At 60.8% G+C, this 19256-nt stretch carries 13 protein-coding genes, 1 tRNA gene and 4 pseudogenes; 2 read left to right on the forward strand and 16 right to left on the reverse strand.

All coding sequences use genetic code 11. The annotated features are described in order from the left end of the window. The first annotated feature begins 90 nt into the window (after positions 1–90). Positions 91–717 carry a YiiX/YebB-like N1pC/P60 family cysteine hydrolase gene (locus ACZ75I_RS18405; protein ID WP_180869448.1) on the forward strand — a complete coding sequence of 209 codons (627 nt, stop codon included), beginning with the start codon at positions 91–93 and terminating at the stop codon, positions 715–717. 54 nt (positions 718–771) lie between these two features. On the opposite strand, the gene ACZ75I_RS18410 is transcribed toward ACZ75I_RS18405, so the two are convergent. The 3 genes from ACZ75I_RS18410 to ubiA all read right to left on the reverse strand — a co-directional run bounded on the left by ACZ75I_RS18410 (position 772) and on the right by ubiA (position 3704). Further along, positions 772–936: a hypothetical protein gene (locus ACZ75I_RS18410; protein WP_005414774.1), complete on the reverse strand. Its 165-nt coding sequence runs from the start codon at positions 934–936 to the stop codon at positions 772–774. A 273-nt stretch (positions 937–1209) separates the two neighbouring features. Continuing rightward, positions 1210–2634 carry a short-chain fatty acid transporter gene (locus ACZ75I_RS18415; RefSeq protein WP_180869447.1) on the reverse strand — a complete coding sequence of 475 codons (1425 nt, stop codon included), beginning with the start codon at positions 2632–2634 and terminating at the stop codon, positions 1210–1212. 176 nt (positions 2635–2810) lie between these two features. Then, entirely contained in the window at positions 2811–3704 is an 894-nt protein-coding gene (ubiA, locus tag ACZ75I_RS18420) for a 4-hydroxybenzoate octaprenyltransferase (RefSeq protein WP_049454031.1), read from the reverse strand. A 150-nt stretch (positions 3705–3854) separates the two neighbouring features. Between ubiA and ACZ75I_RS18425 the strand changes: the two genes are divergently transcribed. After that, positions 3855–3931 (forward strand) — tRNA-Arg (locus ACZ75I_RS18425). A 39-nt stretch (positions 3932–3970) separates the two neighbouring features. On the opposite strand, the gene ACZ75I_RS18430 is transcribed toward ACZ75I_RS18425, so the two are convergent. The 13 genes and pseudogenes from ACZ75I_RS18430 to ACZ75I_RS18490 form a co-directional block, all read right to left on the reverse strand. Further along, positions 3971–4420: an adhesin gene (locus ACZ75I_RS18430; protein ID WP_346477182.1), complete on the reverse strand. Its 450-nt coding sequence runs from the start codon at positions 4418–4420 to the stop codon at positions 3971–3973. Continuing rightward, complete coding sequence (locus ACZ75I_RS18435; protein ID WP_061479742.1) at positions 4417–4851, reverse strand: hypothetical protein; 435 nt, start codon at positions 4849–4851, stop codon at positions 4417–4419. Before ACZ75I_RS18435 ends, ACZ75I_RS18430 begins: the two co-directional genes overlap by 4 nt. Before the next feature lie 88 nt (positions 4852–4939). After that, a complete protein-coding gene (locus tag ACZ75I_RS18440; protein ID WP_005420075.1) occupies positions 4940–5206 on the reverse strand; it encodes a hypothetical protein in 267 nt (88 codons plus the stop codon). A 394-nt stretch (positions 5207–5600) separates the two neighbouring features. Continuing rightward, the gene (locus tag ACZ75I_RS18445) at positions 5601–6098 is read right to left on the reverse strand and encodes a hypothetical protein (RefSeq protein WP_229298494.1); all 498 of its coding nucleotides are present in this window, start codon (positions 6096–6098) and stop codon (positions 5601–5603) included. Positions 6099–6752: 654 nt separating this feature from the next. Further along, on the reverse strand, positions 6753–7037 hold the full coding sequence (locus ACZ75I_RS18450) for an ankyrin repeat domain-containing protein (protein WP_134968247.1): 285 nt from the start codon (positions 7035–7037) through the stop codon (positions 6753–6755). Positions 7038–7322: 285 nt separating this feature from the next. Continuing rightward, positions 7323–7688, reverse strand: coding sequence for a hypothetical protein (locus ACZ75I_RS18455; RefSeq protein ID WP_134968248.1), 366 nt, complete (start codon positions 7686–7688; stop codon positions 7323–7325). 469 nt (positions 7689–8157) lie between these two features. Beyond that, positions 8158–9037: pseudogene (locus tag ACZ75I_RS18460) on the reverse strand (RHS repeat-associated core domain-containing protein); the annotation flags it as partial. Between the two features lie 1025 nt (positions 9038–10062). Further along, positions 10063–10752 (reverse strand): annotated as a pseudogene (locus ACZ75I_RS18465) (RHS repeat-associated core domain-containing protein); the annotation flags it as partial. 38 nt (positions 10753–10790) lie between these two features. Beyond that, entirely contained in the window at positions 10791–11060 is a 270-nt protein-coding gene (locus ACZ75I_RS18470) for a hypothetical protein (protein ID WP_472958482.1), read from the reverse strand. Between the two features lie 437 nt (positions 11061–11497). After that, positions 11498–12854, reverse strand: a pseudogene (locus tag ACZ75I_RS18475) (RHS repeat-associated core domain-containing protein); the annotation flags it as partial. Between the two features lie 549 nt (positions 12855–13403). Beyond that, positions 13404–13753, reverse strand: a pseudogene (locus ACZ75I_RS18480) (RHS repeat domain-containing protein); the annotation flags it as partial. A gap of 168 nt (positions 13754–13921) precedes the next feature. Then, positions 13922–14347, reverse strand: coding sequence for a hypothetical protein (locus tag ACZ75I_RS18485; protein WP_262233399.1), 426 nt, complete (start codon positions 14345–14347; stop codon positions 13922–13924). A gap of 4 nt (positions 14348–14351) precedes the next feature. After that, positions 14352–19064 (reverse strand): RHS repeat-associated core domain-containing protein, encoded by a 4713-nt coding sequence (locus ACZ75I_RS18490; protein WP_472958483.1) that lies wholly within the window; start codon positions 19062–19064, stop codon positions 14352–14354. Positions 19065–19256 lie beyond the last annotated feature (192 nt).

The raw sequence follows: 19256 nt of genomic DNA on the forward strand, positions 1-19256 counted from the left end.
CTGAATTGAGACTAATATCACACTAATACTGAAATCAACGTCATCGCAGCAGCCGTTAGACTACGCCGCACACGCTTCGATCCTGGCCCCATGCGCGCATTCCTGCTTGCCCTCTCCCTGCTGGTGCCAATGCTGTGGCCTGGTGGTGTGGCCGCGCTGGAGGTCCGGGAAGGCGATCTGCTGTTCGTCACCGCCGGCCATGCCGGCCTGAGCGCGGCCATCGACGATGCCACCGGCAAGCAGGGCGCCCCCAGCTTCGATCACGTGGCCCTGGTCGCTGCGGCGCCAGACGGCTGGGAGGTACTGCATGCGGACGAGAAAGGCTCGCGCCGGCAATCGCTGGTCGAGTTCCGCCAGGACGCCCGGGCCAAGCAACGGCAGGTCGTGGTCTATCGCCTGCACGCATCGCAGCAGGCTGCCATCAAGGATGCGGTCGCGACCGCACGCACGATGCTGGGCAAGCCCTACAACACGTCGTATGTGTTGAACGAGGACAGCTACTACTGTTCGGATTTCATCGAGCGCGCGTTCCGTGCGCACCATGTGTTCGCACTGCAGCCGATGAACTTCCGCAACCCGCAGACCGGGCAGATCGCACAGCACTGGGTCGATCTCTACCACGGCATGGGCATGGACGTGCCGCAGGATCAGCCGGGCACCAATCCGAACGACATGTCAGCAGCGCCGGTGCTGCAACGCATCGGCGTGCTGGAATAAGCGAAGCCCCGCACGGGGCGGGGCTTCGCGCACCACAGGAAGTGGGTGCCGAAGTCACTCTTCCTCGTCCTGCCCACCCTGCTGCTGGTTGCGCTGGTTGCGCTGCTGCTGTTCCTGCTGCTGTTGCTGCTGCTGGTCGCGGCCACGACCCTGCTGCTGATCCTGCTGGTTCTGCTGGCCCTGCTGCTTCTGGTTCGGGTTCTGGTTCTGCTGTGCCATGTCCGTTCTCCGAAAGCCACGCGCGGAATGCGGTGGACGGGGCCATCGTCTGCAGCGGAGAGTTAATCGCGCGTGGGTGGGCGGCTACACGGATGTGTACGCGCGTGAATGAACGGGCAAGGCCCCTTGCGGCACAAGCCGATGAAGGATTCATATGGGTTCGGCATGTGCTCATGCCGTCAGCGCGACTGTGCGCATTCATGGCGCGCTCTGTCGGAAACACGCGCTGAACGGAGCTGGCGTCCTGCTCGCGCACGGACGCCAGCCCTGCACTCACGGCATCACCGGCGGCACATACGCCAGCGTCATGCCCAGCAGCCACAACAGGCCCAGCACCAGCGGGATGTGCACCAGCAACTGGATGAAGGTGAAGCCCACGATGTCGCGTGCCTTCAGCCCCAGCACGCCCAGCAATGGCAGCATCCAGAACGGATTGATCAGGTTCGGCAGTGCTTCGGCCGCGTTGTAGACCTGCACGGCCCAGCCCAGGTGCGCCTTCAGTTCGTTGGCGGCCTGCATCACGTACGGCGCCTCGATGATCCACTTGCCGCCACCGGACGGCACGAAGAAGCCCAGCACCGCCGAGTAGACGCCCATGACCAGCGCGAAGCTATCGGTGCTGGCCACGTGCACGAACAGGCTCGACAGCCGGTGCGCCAGGGTCTGCCCGTCACCACCGGCGGCGTGGGTGAGGATCATCGCGATACCGCCGTACAGCGGGAACTGGATCAGCACGCCGGTGGTGCTCGGCACCGCCTTGGCCACCGCGTTGAGGAAGCTGCGCGGGCGCCAGTGCAGCAGCAGGCCCAGCGAAATGAACAGGAAGTTGTAGGTGTTGAGGTTGGCGATGGCAGTGACCACCGGCTTGTTGGCGAATTCGTTGAACAGCCAGCCGAACGCCAGCAGCGAGAGCAGCACGGTCAGCAACGGGCTGTATTCCAGCCATTCGCCTGGGCGCGTGCGTCGCTGCAGCGGTTCCGGCTCGGCCTGCGCAGCGCCGGGGAACTCCTCGGCAGTACGCGCACTGCCGGCCGCAGGCGCGGTCAGCCAGGCGATCAGCAGCGAGACCAGGATCAGCACCGCGGTCAGGGCGATCGACTGCCACAGGAAGATGGTTTCGGTGAACGGCAGAACGCCGGTGATCTCCACCAGCCCCGGCGGCATGCTGGCCGGGTTGGCCTGCAGCTGTGCAGCCGACGAGCTCAGCCCCATCGCCCACACCGCGCCCAGGCCGAGATAGGCCGAAGCACCCGCGGCGCGGTAGTCCATGCGCAGTTCGGTGCGGCGGGCCAGCGCGCGGACCAGCAGGCCACCGAACACCAGCGAGAAGCCCCAGCTGAGCAGCGAGGCGAGCATGCTGACCAGGCCCACGTACACCACCGCACCGCGTCCGGTGCGCGGCACCCGGGCCAGGAAGTCGATGAAGCGTGCGACCACCGGTGCGGTTGCCACGGCGTAGCCACCGATGACCACGAAGGCCATCTGCATGGTGAAGGGGATCAGGCTCCAGAAGCCGTCACCGAAGGCGCTGGCGGTGGCCTGAGGGGTCGAACCGAAACCCATCGCGGCCAGCGCGACGATGACCACGCCCAGCACCGCGAACACATACGCGTCAGGGAACCACTTTTCCGCCCAGGCGGCCGAGCGCAGCGCTGCGCGTGCCATCCAGCCGTCCTGTACTGCTGCCGTCGAGGCCATCGCCTACCCTCCCAGGTTCGATGGACCGATTCTGGGCGGTGGGGTGTGGGCTGTCTGCCACCTATTGGTCGTAGGTGGCGGAAGGCCCGGCGCTGCGCGCCGCCGCCCGGGCATGAGCTCGGGCGCTACAGAAGCACTGTCAGCTGTAGAGCCGAGCGCACGCTCGGCTGCGCTTCTCAACGCAGCGCCAGGTCCACGGCTATACCGGCGAACAGCGCGGCGCCCACCCAGTTATTGTGCAGGAACGCCCTGAAACACGGGCCGCGCTCGCGGTTGCGGCAGATCCAGAATTCGTACACCACCAGTACCGTAGCCACGGCCACGCCGGCCAGGTAGTAGCCCCCCAGCCCGCCGCGCACGCCAACCAGCGCCATGGTGGCCAGGAACAGCGCGTACAGCACGCCCTGGATGACCAGATCGAGATCACCGAACAGGATCGCGGTGGAGTGCGAGCCCATCTTCAGGTCGTCCTCGCGGTCGACCATGGCATACCAGGTGTCGTAGGCGGTGGACCACAGGATATTGCCGGCATACAGCAGCCAGCCCAGCATCGGCACCTCGCCCTGCACGGCGGCGAACGCCATCGGGATGCCCCAGCCGAACGACATGCCCAGGTAGACCTGCGGCAGATGGGTGTAGCGCTTCAGGTACGGATAGCTGGCGGCCAGGAACACGCCGATGAAGCTCAGGCCGATGGTCAGCCCGTTCAGGGTCAGCACCAGGCCGAACGCCACCAGCATCAGCACCGCGAACAGCGCCAGCGCGGCGCGTCCGCTGATTGCGCCGGTGGCCAGCGGACGCGCCTTGGTGCGCTCCACGTGCGGGTCGAGCCAGCGGTCGGCGTAGTCGTTGATGACGCAACCGGCCGAGCGGGTCAGCCACACGCCGGCAGTGAACACGAACAGCGTCCACAGCGGCGGCAGGCCGCCGGCAGCCAGCCATAACGCCCACCAGGTGGGCCACAGCAGCAGCAACGTGCCGATCGGGCGATCAGCGCGCATCAGACTCCAGTAATGCCGCCAACGCGGCGTCGCCGGCGACTGCGGCGAAGTGAGGGGGGTATCAGCCATGGCGATAGGATACTCCTGCCCCTCTGGCAGGGCTTTGCCGGTGGGGGGGAGATTTGTTCGACGAAACTGGATAGAATGCCGGTCCCGCACCGCCTCATGGCGCTGCGATGCCCGCCCCGGCACTGGCCGACGGCGCGGCGGTTCTACAACGCGCCCGTAGCTCAGCCGGATAGAGTAGTGGCTTCCGAAGCCATTGGTCGGGGGTTCGAATCCCTCCGGGCGCGCCATTTTTCCTTCGTTGCCTGGCCGGCGCGCCGCCAGAAATGTCAGGGAATGAACGTTGCCGAGCGATGTTCGCAACCGGCTGCATCCTGTGCCACGATGGAGTAATTCGCGCCCGCGCTGGATGCGCCGGGCAGGAACAGGCCATCACCATCGAACAGAACGCTCTGCTGTTCTTCCTGCCCGATCGACAGCCCGATCGCTCCCGGTGTGATTTCCTCAAGGATCACGTTGTAAGGCCGCCAGGCATCCTCGCCTGTGCGCCTCATCTCTGCGCGAGCGGTCCTTGAGTTCAACCTGCGTCTCTCATCCACCCACAGCTGAAGCGGCTGACCAGCGTTGTGGGTGACCTGGAAGCGCCCGTAGGTCAGCCCGTCGACGCTCTCGGTGCCGACGTAGGTGAAATGGGCCGGCGGACACTTCGTGGTGCGGTTCGGATGCGCCGCACAGGATGTCAGTGCAACCACGAGGCAAAAGGCGTTCAGGTGCTTCATGGGTTCGAGGCCTGACGTGGGTGGTTGTCGCGGCGGTGTTCGGCAGTGAGGGCAACCAGCACTACGCCCCAGAGCGGCGTGAGCAGCACGACGCTCATCACCGTCAGCGAAACCGGTACCTGCCAGAGCAGCGATGGGCTGAATCCGCTGAATCTATAGGCTTCCAGTACAAGCACCACGACCTGGGCCAGAAGGCCCGCGAGCAGCCCCAAGCCAGCCCCCTTGGCAAGCCGCCTGATCGTAAGGCGGCCCGCGGCGGGAACCCGTGCGCAGATTCCCAGCAACAAAAGGCTGACGGCGTACAGCCAGAAGAAAACCTGATGTGAGTCGAAGGCGTAAAGCGCCCTGCCCACAAAGTGCAGGAACAGCCAGAGTGCTCCACACGACACCGCGTAGGCCAGCCCGTACCGAAGAATCTGCCTGGCTTTCATCTTGTACCTCTCCGAGGGCGTGCAGCCCGATCGCGTTCCTTTGTGGAGGAGTGCGGGAGCTCATGCACCTTGCCTCCCGCTTGGCGCCCTACTCGCGCAAGGCATCGCGCAGCGCTCGAGAGTACCTGCCTGCCTCCAGCGTTCGCAGCTGGGCCAGTGGAATCCGATACCTCCTGAACAATGCGGCCAGTTCCCAGACGTCCTCCTCCAGAACCGCATCTGGATCCAGGGATAGATAGATGACATCCCCTCTGCCGACCACATTACCGATGCAGCCGATTCGACCAATCCACTCGAAGAAGAACCGTTCATCCTGTTGAGAAAAGAAAACTACCCTTTTCGCTTCAAGCTCCATGGTAAATCACCGTCCATTCAACCAAGTCATTTGAATGACGCGCCCCATTCCAGCCTTTGCGCTGATTACTCTGGAGCGGCGACAACGAACAGAGCTGTCAGCGCGCTGCGGAACATCCTGCGAAGACACGGGTGGGCTTCTTCTTCAAGCTCAAAGCGATCACGCGGCGCATGGGATGCTCCGGCACGTGCACGCCTATCTGCAATCACACTTCTTCACTCATCCTCCCCCCTATCTCGTAGAGGAGGCAGGCCAGGGCGGAAAGATGTTAGGCCAGTGGTTCCTGCTGCCCCAATGCGACTCTTTGAATATCAGAGTAGTCATCGAAAGACTTCCAACTTCAAGCTCCACCCGCTCACCGCCCATGGAGTGGCGTTCCAACCATGGCACTCGACTATAGCGCCGCCGAGCATCGACCGAATACGTTGGCGGGCTTCTCCCGAAGGCTCACGGCAACCACCCGTTGCTTCTGCTCACCGCAGCCCCCCATCACCCCATACACGATGAGAAGTCCCCTGTCGTTGACGTAGCCGATGAACTTGCCCCTACTTTCATCCGAAGCGGCCCTGACGAGATAGACGCTCTCCCCGGGCGCTGGCTTCAGGTCACTCAACGGCATTGGACCGATCTTCCCTTCAACCTCTGATGCCGAGACAACGACCAGCGAATGCTCCAACATCCACTTCGCAATGGCTGCCTCACTATCAGGATCAAGCGTGGAAATGCGGTCAAGCGGCAGCGTCGTTGAATTGCCAGGGAAGATCGCACCGGACGAAACATCGACCCAGTCCGACCTCCATTCCGTATGTTGAAACTGATGAATGCTGCAGCCCCCCAGCATTGGCAAGAGCAGCACCGCTACACGCAAGATGCCAGCCTTCGGCATGGACATGAGAGCCCCAGAAAGGGCCGGCCAAATGTTAATTACCATCTGCAACCCGTTCTGCAAAACGATTCAGGGACTGCACCTCGCGCCCAAGATGGTATGTCATTTCTTGACTTCCCTATCATGGGCTGGCACTTGGCGTGTCGCTACGCTGCTCCGGATTTGCGGCAGCGTGCGCAGTCGAAGCACCTGGCCTGCGCGCATAGCTGTAATCGGCATCCCGGCAGGCGCGCACGATCGGACTTCGTGCGTGCCTGATCACGCCCGGGAACCAGCACAGCATCAGCACTACCAGACAGATCATTCCCAGCCGTACCCATTCACGCGCGACACTGGCCCCGATCAGCGGCAATGCCGCCACAAGGATGACGACCTGTGTGTACAGAAGATAGAGCGTGTACGTGCCCAACCGCGGGTCTGAACGAAGCTCCACGCGACACCCCCGGCACGACGTCTTTGCTTGACGCCTTCCAGCAAATCGCAGGGGAAAGCGCTGCCCGCTAGCGCCACAAAGTGGGCAGATGAAGGTCATCAGGCGCATCGGTAAAACCTCTTTTCAGAAGTTTCCATCAGCAGGTTCCATCTGCGGCGTCGACCATACACACCACATCATCAAACCTCGGGTCCTGGCACATCATTTCCAGTGGTGTCCGATCAAGCTCATTCCGTGCGTGTGGGTCTGCACCATAGGAGATAGGCCGCAGCCGCGAAGCTGCCATGTGCCACCGCGCTTGCCAGCGGCGTCAGATCAAGATCGCCATGCACATCGATGGTGGTCACGAAGGGCATCAATGCGCTGAGGAGGGCCACATCGTTGTAATAGGCCACCACATGCAGGGGCGTGTCCTCATAGGCTCCTTGGGTCTCCGGACAGGTCAGCACCGTATCGCCGAAGTCAGTGTCGACACCGAGCCGGGAAAGCAGTTCGCTGAGTACAGGATCCATGATGTTCATCGGGCTGCACGCACGGTAGAGCCCATTGCGTTGGCCCGATGGTGGTCCGTCCTGTAATCCATCTCTCCGTCAGCTCCCTGCCGGCCCACATGACCCACAGCCCGTCCCAGCTCAAGCCAAGCGGTGAGTGCGCCGTGGAGCGATGCCCTCAACTGATCACTCCGCACTCACGATGGATTTGTGTAGAAATGAAAATTCCCTCCCCATCCGGCGTATCCATCTGCTGTTGCCCCCGTGATCGATAGCTCGATCGCCCCGGGAAGCTCTGCTCAAGAATCATGATTTGACAGGAATCAACCGGCCTTCCCAAGTGCCATCTACCAGAAGTGCAATCTCCGCACCGACAGAGGCCTCAATGAAGACCAAGGTGTCGCCATCGACGATTTCCCGGGCAGCCACTGGGTCTAAACCAAGGAGGAAGCAACACCGCTGGAACTCAAAGGAATCATCCTTTCGATTGAAGACCTTAAGATCGAGCACGACATTCTGGCTAGAGAAACCATCAATGCTCGCTTTTCTGACTCGACCAAAGACTAAATCATAGGATCCCTGCGAAGAATCATCAAACAGAGAAACGGTCACACCTGACACCGGATCAAGACGAATTCCAGCCAACTGGAAATCATGAATATCAATACTCATAGGCTCACCTCTTCGGCCAATCACTTACCGGAACCCCCGATTTTCTGACCCCACTTTCCCATTCGTGAACATGCGGATTTCCTTGGCCATGATCGTGCCCTCTGTCCACGTCGAACTTGGGACTTCCATCGTCCCCATAGTAACGAGACTGCTTGCCTGTCGGGTGATCTGACCATGTATTCGGCTCACCACTCGCCGGCAAGCCGCGCTGGCCCGGAATTGGACAAGCTGAGCCATCCTCACTCTTGTTCATCATCAACCCAGGGAAGACAAGGTCCTTGGATTTCGACAACGCAATGAGTGCATTGGCCACTATCGATTCTGCAATTTTCTCTGGATAGATATATAACCCAGGCGGTTCGTTGCGACCGTAATTGGGAAGGTCCGGGTTTTGCTGCTGGAGCTGACCGTCTCCGCCCCCGTAGTAGCCTCCTGGGGGCGAGCGGACGGCACGGGCAATCGAAGACTGCAACCCAAATGGGTCCAGGAACGATGCAACATTGGAGTTCGCGTACACGTAACTACCCCCCCCCCCCCATCAACCCAATCGGATCACTCTGCGAATACCGCCCCACAGCCGGGTCGTATTCACGCTGGTAGTTGTAGAACAACCCACTCGCACCCGTCGCCTGCTGGCCAGGGAAACGCAGCGCCAGCTCGAACGCCACACCATCTCCATCCAGATCAGCGCTCGGAATCTGGTTCCCGAACACCTCGCTCTTGTTGCTCCACTCCCAGATAGCGACATTCCGTACCGGATCGATCACCACGCGCGGTGTGCCCACGTGATCCGGCTGCACGTAGGCCAGTTCCGGCACGCCGGTGGCCGGCATGTTGATCAACGCCACCGGGTAGTTGTCCAGCCAGATGGCCTGCTGTTGCGCCTGGCCCGTGGCCGAGTAATTGCCCAGCCACTGCCCTGCTTCGTCATACAGGGTGATCTGAGCCGCGCCACTGGCCGGGGTACGCAGCACGCGCTCACCGCGATGGTTGTAGGCGTAGCTTTCCAGCACGGCATCGCCCTGCTTCACCGCGTTCATGCGGTTGGCGTCGTTGTAGGTGAACGTCTTGCTGCCGATGCCGGTGGTGTTGCCCGCCACGTCATGGCTGCGTGCCTCGCCATCCACGGCAGTCAGCCGGTGGCTGGTTGCGGGATAGGTGTAGCTGGCGGTGCCTGCCGAGGTGGTCAGCGCGGTGCGATTACCGGTGGCGTCATAGGCATAGGTTTCAATCGGCGTGCCTGTCGTCCCGTCCTGGGTCTGGGTCAGGCGACCCAGCGCGTCGTAGGCGTACTTGGCCAGCACCTCGGAACCTGCACCATCCTTCAACTCGATGTTCGAACGGACAGGTCGGACGCTACTTTCCCACTCATGGGCATTGGGATGTTCTTGGCCATCATCACTACCACGATCTGCGCTAAATTCTGGCTCCCGGCGCTGCGAATAACCGACGGATATCTGCATTCACCAACATACTGACGGTGATACGGAAAGGAGCTGAAAATCGCTATCCGCACATCTCTCTCGCCCTGGCGAGAACGGCCGCATTTGCTCGTCTGGCCTCGAGCTTCCTTATCAACCCGGCACATTCAGGACGCCCCCCAATTTTTGCTCCATAGATCACAAGTTCACCAGCGCTATCTACTCCATCCAGGTAGAGCACGGCGCAATCTCCAGCAGCGGTACCAATGCGCACCGCACGAACACTCTCAGCGCTCGTACCTGGACGCACTTCACCCTCGCACATCCCACCGTAGTACGAACTACTCAGATCCGCATAAATGGGTTTCAGCTGCAGCTCCCCTAAACGGTCACCCTTGCATCCACTGAGAGCGTACGCACAGCCGAATGCGAGAAAAATAGATCGTATAAGGATGTTTTCGACGCCTAGATAGCGCCCACGAAAACCCTGTTCTCGCCCATTACTTTCCATTACTCCCTCCCAGAATGGCAGGTGGAATGACACCACCTTTTGGTATGAAGTAGTATTTTGCACCTTCCATAAGATATGCATCCTGGAAAACACGACCTGGAAGGATTGATCTATTCTTTATGGCATCGATCGAAATCAACGAATCTGCGACCGCGGTTGCACAGTTGTGTGATTTGACATCTTAGTCCTTGGAGTTGTGCGACTTCATGACGCTCTCCATAAGTGTTTCCTGTGCATCGGACGTTTCGAACTCCACAATTTCCACGCTTCTATTTTTCAGCTGGGACTGAATATATTCACCAACCGACGAACCATAGGCGTGCGATGTTCCGTAGCTATATAGACCCGACTCGGTTGCAAGAGCAATGTGGCCGAACGGATTGTCACCAAACAGTGGGATACCACCCTGCTCGGAAGCGGACAGAATTGCCAGACTCTTCCTCAGCCCCAGCGCATCTATGGCCAAGGTTGGCGCACCGTCTACATAGGCGTACGCAGACATACCCCCCATCAACCCAATCGGATCACTCTGCGAATACCGCCCCGCCGCCGGTTCGTACTCGCGCTGGTAGTTGTAGAACAACCCGCTTGCATCCGTCGCCTGCTGGCCCGGGAAGCGCAGTGCCAGCTCGAACACCACACCATCGCCATCCGGGTCAGCACTCGGAATCTGGTTGCCGAATACCTCGCTCTTGTTGCTCCACTCCCAGATCGCAACATTCCGCGCCGGGTCGATCACCACGCGCGGCGTACCCAGATGATCCGGCTGCACGTAGGCCAGCTCCGGCACGCCGGTAGCCGGCACATTGAGCAGCGCCACCGGGTAGTTGTCCAGCCAGATGGCCTGCTGTTGCGCCTGGCCCGTGGCCGAGTAATTGCCCAGCCACTGCCCTGCTTCGTCATACAGGGTGATCTGAGCCGCGCCACTGGCCGGGGTACGCAGCACGCGCTCACCGCGATGGTTGTAGCCGTAGCTTTCCAGCACGGCATCGCCCTGCTTCACCGCGTTCATGCGGTTGGCGTCGTTGTAGGTGAACGTCTTGCTGCCTATGCTGGTGATGTTGCCCACCGCGTCATGGTTGCGCGCTTCGCCGTCCACGGCGGTCAACCGGTGGCTGGTTGCGGGTTCATTCATGCTGAACAAAGCGGCTTCCAGCCTGCTGGAATTCCTTACAACCGCGCCTTCCTTCCGCCTCGGCGAAGCGGACTTTTCTTCTTGCCAATCAGCATCGAAGCAACAATAAACATGGCGCCGCCGATGACCCACACCACCCCAATTATTTTATTGTAATGCGCCTGCCCTACCAGTCGAATAATCGACATATATAGATCACAGTTCACTCGACAAGGCCCAGTCCCAACCAATGCGCCGCCAATTACAGCCAGGCCAAATGCTATTGTAACAATCCCCACCAGAATTCCAAATGCTCGCAAAATCATTTACTTACCTCCGCGACCGCCAGTTTATTATGGAGTCTCGAACCAGATCAATCAGATCAAGAGGATCCGCCTCGGGATTAGATACTAGAGGATGCGAGGGATTAGAATAATATGGAGTTAGGCACTGACACCCTCTTGAATGGACCTGCGCAACGGTTGGATTCGATGGAAAGCCCCCCCCTCATGACGCCACCACTTGTGCACTGATTTTGATCATTTCTACAGACCTCAGCCGCACAATACTGAGTATAGTCATGCTCACTTATGAGGCTCGCAGCATTCTCCAACGACCCCACTTCCTCGGGCGAAAGTCCGCGCGAGTAAATTGGATTCGTATGTGAGTTTGACTCGATTGCCTGACGTTGGGCACGCGCAGCAACTCTCCTTTGAGCGGAGTTACCGCCACCCTGTCGCGCAAGACTTGGCGGCCTTCCGCCTTTCAGGCCCATGGAGTCCTCGTTGGACAGTGGATCACCATCGACATAAGAGTACAGTGAGTACCCACCCCTGAGCCCAATCGGATCACTCTGCGAATACCGCCCCACAGCCGGGTCGTATTCACGCTGGTAGTTCTGGTAGTTGTAGAACAACCCACTCGCATCCGTGGCCTGCTGGCCCGGGAATCGCAGCGCCAGCTCGAACACCACACCATCTCCATCCAGATCAGCGCTCGGAATCTGGTTCCCGAACACCTCGCTCTTGTTGCTCCACTCCCAGATAGCGACATTCCGTACCGGATCGATCACCACGCGCGGTGTGCCCACGTGATCCGGCTGCACGTAGGCCAGTTCCGGCACGCCGGTGGCCGGCATGTTGATCAACGCCACCGGGTAGTTGTCCAGCCAGATGGCCTGCTGTTGCGCCTGGCCCGTGGCCGAATAGTTGCCCAGCCACTGCCCTGCTTCGTCGTACAGGGTGATCTGCGCTGCGCCACTACCCGGGGTACGCAGTACGCGTTCACCGCGATGGTTGTAACCGTAGCTCTCCAGCACGGCATCACCCTGCTTCACTGCGTTCATGCGGTTGGCATCGCTGTAGGTGAAGGTCTTGCTGCCGATGCTGGTGGTATTGCCCACCGCGTCATGGTTGCGCGCTTCGCCATCCACCGCAGTCAGCCGGTGGCTGGTTGCGGGATAGGTGTAGCTGGCGGTGCCTGCCGAGGTGGTCAGCGCGGTGCGATTGCCGGTGGCGTCGTAGGCATAGGTTTCAATCGGCGTGCCTGTCGTCCCGTCCTGGGTCTGGGGTCAGGCGACCCAGCGCGTCGTAGGCGTACTTGGCCAGCACCGACGAGCCTGCGCCGTTCTTCAGCTCGGTGATCGAACCGACGGGATCGTAGCCATAGCCCAGCGACAGGCCGCCTGCCGCGGGGTCATGCACCGCCTGCGGGCGGTAATCCAGATCCAGCGGACGCTGCAGCTGGCGGCCGTTGCCATAGGTCCAGCCAGTGGCCGGGCCGAAGGCCGCATAGGTCACGTTGTTCACCACGATCTGGCGGGCCTGGCCGGGCCGGGTCAGGCCGATCTGGCTGATGCGCCCCTGGGTATCGCGCACGTAGTCGGCCACGCTGCCGTCGGGGTAGGTCAACGCGGTCAGCCGTCCCGACTTGCTGTAGGCGTAGCGCAGCGTGCTGGCGACACCATTGACGGTCTGTACCTTGCGGGCGACCTGGCCGAAGCGGTCGTGGCAGTACTGGGTGCTGCCATTGGCGTGCAGCACCTGCCCCAGGCGCCCCTTGGCGAAGCGCTCGTCTGCGGCGCAGGCAGCGGGTGCTACGTCACAGCTATAGCCCATATCCGGAGGATTCGACAGGCAAGCGCATCGCAGCTGTGGAAGGCGATCACGACACGGGCGCGCTGGCCTAAAGCCCTCACACTCGTTCCCGCGACCGACGACCTCGCAAGATCTATGACTCCTTCGCTTGCCGGAGACGGAGTAGGCCGACAGACCCGATTTTCCACATGGCAAACGCTGTGCAAAGAGAGAGCGCGACAAACGCCAAACCCGCAAATCCGTAGTCTCGTCCACCATCAGAAATATCAACCAGCACAAAAGCAAGGAGCACTGAATTTACGGCAACTCCAAGGCAAGCAACCAGCCTGAGCGCCCAGAAGAACATGATGTAGTAAGCCTGAAAAAAACTATTGTATTTTCTCATCTCAAGGACACCCGCATCCTTTTCCAGTCAGCGCAGCTATCTGACCAGGAACTGTGTAGCCAGATCCCGACATGACGCCAAACCCAACTCCAAGCAGTGGAGGGACCGAAAGAGATCCACCACCGACCTTATCTCGCCCCATATCTTCAAGTCAGAAAAGGCGGCGAAGCCACCCAATCTGCTCCACTCCAGATCGCGACATTCCGCATCGGATCGATCACCACGCGTAGCGTACCCAGGTGATCTGGCTGGACGTAAGCCAGCTCCGGCACGCCGGCGCTCAGCACATTGATCAGCGCCACCGGGTAGCTGTCCAGCCAGATGGCCTGCTGCTGCGCTTGGCCCATGGCCGAAAGCTGCCCAGCCACTGCCCCGCTTCGTAGTATAGGGTGACCTGCGCTGCGCCACCGGCCGGGCTGCGCAGCACGCGCTCGCCGCGGTGGTTGCAGATGTAGCATTCCAGGAGGGCATTGCCCTGTTTCACCGCGTTCATGCGGTTGGCATCGTTGTAGGTGAACATGTTGCTGCCGGCGCTGCTGGCCATGTCTTCAGGGACCACCTCTTATCGCTGCAAACCGAAATTGGCCCGGAGCAGGGGTGAAGGCGTTGCGCGCGGACATTGAATCCACCCTTCGCTTGCCGGAGACGGATCAGGGCGAAAGACCCGATTTTCCACCCCCCTTCCCATAACCAGCTCAGCGCAATTCTATTCCTTCGGGTTCGCACCGGCCTTTCGGTTTAAAAGCAAGAAGGACACAACACTTGAAACTGCACCCCAAACCGGCGTCATTAAAACAGTACTTATAATTCCGAACGATACCAATGCCTGCCACATGAAATCTGCATTGAAAGAATAAAATCTCTCACGCTCAACAAAAATTACTATCGCCTGAGCAAATAATCCAGCCACCACGCCGACACCCCCTCCCCAGACCGCGCATTTCCACCCCCCCCCCTTTCCATAGGGCCTGAGCAACACACCAAATAGAACCAGGCCTGCCATATACAGCCAAGGAAACAACCTCTCAGTATCAAACTGATACATATCCCATAGAGGCTCCGGAATTCCAACATACATCACCATCGAGACGACCAGTGAAATCCCAGCATAGAGTAAATTTCGCCCATCCATTTAATCACCTCTTTGGAGAATAGACTCTGATCTTAACTCCGGGAAGCTTTGACAAAGACTTACCCAGTGTTGCAGGCGTAAATTTAACACCAAGACTCTCAAATGGCCCGACCCCATTGATTGCGGAGGATGTTTTGATGGCGCAAAGCCCTCCGATCGCCCCCCCCAACTGCTCGGAGTATTCTTGAATTTGAAGCTCGCTATACTCATCAGTTTCAAAGCTAAGCGTGTGTACCGTTGACCCTTCTGCCAAATGATGATTCACAAAGTTCGTGAGATTGGCGTCAGCGCCTGAGAATATGTCACCACTTCCGCGCGTGGGCGAATTTGGGTTGGCGCCCGGATAGCCTCCAGCCGGATCATACAAAACCCCCTCCGCTCCCTTGCCGTCTACATGCACGGCAGCGTGAGTGCCTATGCCCGATTTTGAAGTGACAATAACTGTTGTCTTCAAACCATAAGGATCACCATTACCTAGCGCATTCGCATACGCGTAAAGATAAGTGGACACCCCACCCATCAACCCTATTGGATCACTCTGCGAATACCGCCCCACGGATGGGTCGTACTCACGCTGGTAGTTGTAGAACAACCCACTCCCGTCCGTTGCCTGCTGGCCCGGGAAGCGCAGTGCCAGCTCGAATGCCACACCATCGCCATCCGGATCGGCACTTGGGATCTGGTTGCCGAACACTTCGCTCTTGTTGCTCCACTCCCAGATCGCCACATCACGCACCGGATCGATCACCACGCGCGGCGTACCTAGATGATCTGGTTGGACGTAGGCCAGCTCCGGCACGCCGGTAGCCGGCACGTTGATCAGCGCTACCGGGTAGTTGTCCAGCCAGATGGCCTGCTGCTGCGCCTGGCCCGTGGCCGAGTAGTTGCCCAGCCACTGCCCCGCCTCGTCGTACAAGGTGATCTGAGCCGCGCCACCAGCCGGGGTGCGCAGCACGCGCTCACCGCGATGGTTGTAACCGTAGCTCTCCAGTGTGGCGTTACCCTGCTTCACCGCGTTCATGCGGTTGGCATCGTTGTAGGTGAACGCCTTGCTGCCAATACTGGTGGTATTGCCCGCTGCGTCATGGCTGCGTGCCTCGCCATCCACAGCAGTCAGGCGATGGCTGGTTGCGGGATAGGTGTAGCTGGCGGTGCCTGCCGAGGTGGTCAGCGCGGTGCGATTGCCGGTGGCGTCGTAGGCATAGGTTTCAATCGGCGTGCCTGTCGTCCCGTCCTGGGTCTGGGTCAGGCGACCCAGCGCGTCGTAGGCGTACTTGGCCAGCACCGACGAGCCTGCGCCGTTCTTCAATTCGGTGATCGAACCGACCGGGTCGTAGCCATAGCCCAGCGAGAGGCCACCTGCGGCTGGGTCATGCACCGCCTGCGGGCGATAGTCCAGGTCCAGCGGACGCTGCAGCTGGCGGCCATTGCCATAGGTCCAGCCGGTCGCCGGGCCGAAGGCCGCATAGGTCACGTTGTTCACCACGATCTGGCGCGCCTGGCCGGGACGGGTCAGGCCGATCTGGCTGATGCGGCCCTGGGTATCGCGCACGTAGTCGGCCACGCTGCCGTCGGGGTAGGTCAACGCGGTCAGGCGACCCAACTTGCTGTACGCATAGCGCAGGGTGGTGGCCACACCATTGACGGTCTGCACCTTGCGGGTGACCTGGCCGAAGCGGTCATGGCAGTACTGGGTGCTGCCATTGGCATGCAGCACCTGCCCCAGCCGTCCCTTGGCGAAGCGCTCGTCGGCGGCACAGGCGGTCGGCGCCACGTCATAGCTGTAGCCCACGTCCAGATTGGGGTCCGGATAGGCGATGCCGATCAGGCGGTTGAGTGCATCGTAGTGATAGGTGGCGGTGACGCCGCGTGCATCGGTGGCCGTCTTGCGATTGCCGGCGGCATCCACGGTGAAGCTGCTGGCACCGCTGTCCGGGCTGACCTGCCCGGTCAGATCACCGAAACCGTTATAGGCATAAGTGGTGTGCAGACCTTTCGGGTCGGTGACCTGGGTGACCTGGTCCAGCGCGTTGTACTGGCTGCGGATCTCCGCCGCCACGCCGCCGACGTCCTGCAGAGTCTGCGCCAGGCGGTTCAGCGGGTCGTACTGCTGGCTGGTCACGCGCTGCAGGGCGTCGGTGATAGTCTGCGGGTTGCCGTTGGCATCGTAGGCAAAGCCGGTGGCGTGGTTGCCCGCATCCTTCAGCGCGGTCAGCTGGCCAAGCGTGTTGAACGTCCGCGCCAGGGTACGGCGCAGGGTGCCGCCTGCATCCAGCGTGTCTTCCTTGAGGCGGTTTCCGGCGTTGTCCAGCGCATAGTGAATGGTGTTACCCGCACTGTCCGCGATGTCCGTAAGCCGCTGGGCGGCGTCGTAGACATAGGTAACGCTGCTGCCGTCAGGCTCGGTGACCTGTTGCACCTGGCCGGTCGGCCAGTAGCTGATCTGGGTCATCCGGTCCTCGGCTGTGGTGGCACCGCGCACGGTGACCGAGGTCGGCCAGCCGCGCGCATGGTAGGTGTAATCGGTGACCACGCCGTTGGCATCCTTGACCGACAACGGCCGCCCGAACGCGTCGTAGGCCAGAGTCTCGACCGTCTGGCCCAGCGCATTGGTCACGCTGCGCAGGTCGCCCTTGCGATAACTGCAGGCACCACTGGTCGCGCATCCCGCGTCGTCCGCGGTGTAGTAGGCATAGGTGGAGACATCCGCCACATCACTGCGTGGGCCATCCACGCTACGCAGCAGTCCCACCAGCGGGCACTCCGGCCCTTCGGCCTCACAGTAGGTCTGCGTGGTGATGCGGGTATCACCGGTCACCCTGTCGCGCACGGTGATGGTGGTTGGCTGGAGGCGTGCATTGCGCGCGACGCGGACCTCACGGTTACCGACGGTCTGCTGCACCAGCCGATTGCTGTCCATGGCCACGCGCGTTTCGCTGATGCGCTGGTCCGGAGTACCGGCCGCTTCGGTGGTGGTGGTCACACTGACAGCACCTGCGACAGCGTCGCTGGCCTCCGCATAGGCGTAGTTGGTAACAACGCCACGGCGATCGGTCACTGACTGAAGCCGACGCCGGAAATCGGTGCCCTCGGGCAGATAGGTGCGACTGATGCTGCCGTTGCTCTCGGTGATGCCGTTGACCTTGCGCGGAAGGCCACTGGTGCCACTGGCGGTCAATGCGTACGTACTCTGCTTGCCCAGTGCGTCGGTGACGATGGTGGTGCCTGCCGGGGTGTACTCCAGGCGCACGCCATCAATGCCCACGTCGGCTTGGCTGCAATCGGCGGAATGGCGGCTGCAGGTGACCCGCCCCTTGGCGTCGTAGCCGTACCAGCTGTAGCGCCGGGTGTCTTCGGCGGTCACGCCGGTCAGGTAGCCCGGGAAGCGGGCGTCCTCATAGTGATACGTACGGCTGGCACCGTCTGCATAGGTCGCGGTGATCAGTTCCCCGGCCGGGGAGTAGGCGTAGCTCACCACAGGCTGGCCGGCGATCACCAGGGCCGAGATCAGTGAATCGTCGCCCGGCGCGAGGTACTGGACATCCACGCGCCGACCGGTTGAATGGGTGATGCTGAGCAGGCGGCCGCGGCTGTCGTGTGCATAGGTCAGCGAAGTACCGTCTTCGAAATCGCGGCGCTGCATCAGACCCGCCGCGCTGAACTGTACCCGCTCTCCGGCGCGTGACAACTGCCAGTTGCCCCCCTGTTGAACCACACGATCGCCACTGCCGTCGTTGGCTTCGTAGTAGGCGCCCCTCTTCGGGAATGCGGTATGTGTGCCATCTTCACCGAGCAGGCCGACGTTCACCTCAGTACCGGGAGGAAACACGCTGCTGTCCACGCCCAAGGTCAGGCGTAGATTGTGAGAATGCGTCCAACCCGTGCCCAGCGCACCGCCAGGGGCGCTGGACAGCGAATGATAGTGGCGACGGAAGCTGGCCCAGCCCATATCAACGTCCGACTCAGGCTGCGACTTGTCTCCGGTTGTGGGGTCGCACGGGTTTCCAACGTCGTCGCACTGTTTTGGCACAGGAGTACTGGTGTACATCCGGACCGCGGACGACGGACCCGTATCCAGCGCCGGAGGCATGCCACACATCTGCAGATCTTCACGCCACTTCATCACCGTAGTGCTGGTATTCGGGCACTTCACTTCACGAGTGCGCTGAAGATAGTTTCTGCCCTGCATCGTCTTACACGCTTGTGTCTGAGCGTCGAAGTAATAGTAGTCAACAGTAGCCTCTCCGTCCTCAGCGATGTTGCTCCCGTCAGCGCCCCCACCCGCTCCTCCTCCCGGGATGCCCTTCCATGGCGTCGTCATCGACACCTCGGTCTTCGGACAGGAGGGATCCTGAGGCATCAGATCCCTCATTGCCTGGAAGAGGCTGTCCTCCGAGTCATACGTCTTGCCGTTGTGGCTGTACTTCCAGTCGGTCCTGATCAGCTTCGCCGGCTTGATCGCGTAGTCGTAGACAACCTTGTTTGCTAGGACCGTTACTCCCCGGACTTCCCAACTGAATGCCCCATACTTCTGATGGGCCTCGTAGCGGGATTCGACGTCTTTCTGGACAAGCTTCTCGGTTGCCCGCTTCTGAAAGCCACTGGCAAATGCGGTCCACTCCTTCTTGACTTCTTGCGCCTCAGCGTACGGAGATGCAACCAGCAGCGCCGCTAGTACCAGTGATACACATTCAATGGTCTTCAGTCGTTCCAACATCCCTGTTCTCCTTCCTGGACAAACACAGCACCGGCAGGAACGAGAACGTGGGGCGGTTGCCTCACCACGTCATGCTTCGGATCGTCCCTGGTCCGGAATGCGGTCTGACCGCATGGGGGACGTTATCTCCGATGTCGTTTACACATTCAAGTCAGAAACTGTGGAGTGGGTCGGATTTCAGAGTTTTCTGAT

It is taken from the genome of Stenotrophomonas sp. X, assembly GCF_055721025.1.